Below are 1,097 nucleotides of genomic sequence, written 5' to 3'. Positions count from 1 at the left end.
GAAGTCCTTTGGCCTGCTGGAAAGAATTCTGTCGATCTCCCGGCAGATTCCGTCCCGGAATTTCGGCTTCTTTGGGTATTCCGTCCTCTTTGCCCTTTCGCTGTACGGTTTCGGTTCAATCACCGAAAGCCCATTCTCCAGACAGATCCGATCACTGATTTTCTGCAGGGCCATATTCGAACGGTGGAAATCACGGAATTTTCTCCGACAGTCCAGAGAGGTGGAATTGAAAATGATATGGTTGTGGATATGGGCCCGGTCTGTATGGGTGGCAACGATAAAAGCATGCCTTCCCTTCGTGAAGGCCATTGCCAGTTCATAACCGACCCGGTTTGCTTCTTCCGCTGAGATCTCTCCCGGTTTGAATGACTGCCGGATCTGGTACGCAATCACATCGCTTTTCTGATCCCGTCCGGTGTACTGCCGGTACTGCCTTTTGGAGAGCAGGAATTCTTCATCACAGGTCATGGGATCACATTCGTAGGCCGTGACCAGATTTCCTTTTTCTGTTTTCTCCGGGTTCTGGGCATAGTCTGTCCGGGCAGCCAGGCATTGCGCCAGCGTTTTCCCTTTGTTGATATGCATCGCAATCAGCCTGGTTGCTGCCATGGTTTCGCCGCCTTTCACATAAAAATACCGGCGGCCCTGCAGAGGAATAGTCCACAGAACCGCCGATCATCTTATTATCTATTCTTTCTCTTTATCAGGAATGAAGGAACGCCGTCAGATGCTGATTCCAGCTTTCCAGTGTAACGATCACGAAGCTTGCTCCGAACAGAACAAGAAAACACGCAGCTTCCATCAGACCAAGGAGTACGGTCTGATTCCAGAGATGCTTCACGACAGTGTATACCCCACATCCGAAAAGGAACAGCATGATCGGCCCGATTACATAACAGGAAAGCTTCGCCATGACATCCAGTATAAAATGCAGAATCCCTATCAATAACATCAGGGGAAGTACCATGATTTTCAAAAATTTCCGTACAACTTTCATCGTCGTTTCCTCCTCGTATGATAAGTACGTAGCCCTCTTTAGAGGGCGGCCTACTTATCTTTTTTTATGGTACTGACACTGCTCTGGGTTCCTGTCTTTC

At 48.8% G+C, this 1,097-nt stretch carries 2 protein-coding genes; both read right to left on the bottom strand.

Annotation, left to right across the window (positions count from 1 at the left end; genetic code table 11):
- The coding region (locus VZT47_RS10585) for a relaxase/mobilization nuclease domain-containing protein (protein WP_330224916.1) at positions 1–609 on the bottom strand (609 nt) is incomplete at its 3' end.
- 94 nt (positions 610–703) lie between these two features.
- Positions 704–997, bottom strand: coding sequence for a hypothetical protein (locus VZT47_RS10580; RefSeq protein ID WP_330224915.1), 294 nt, complete (start codon positions 995–997; stop codon positions 704–706).
- Between the last annotated feature and the right edge of the window lie 100 nt (positions 998–1,097).

Source organism: Dialister sp. (assembly GCF_036343215.1).
Classification (GTDB): domain Bacteria; phylum Bacillota; class Negativicutes; order Veillonellales; family Dialisteraceae; genus Dialister.
The sequence above is the reverse complement of the archived record's forward strand: the minus strand, read 5'-3'. Positions and strand labels throughout refer to the sequence as shown.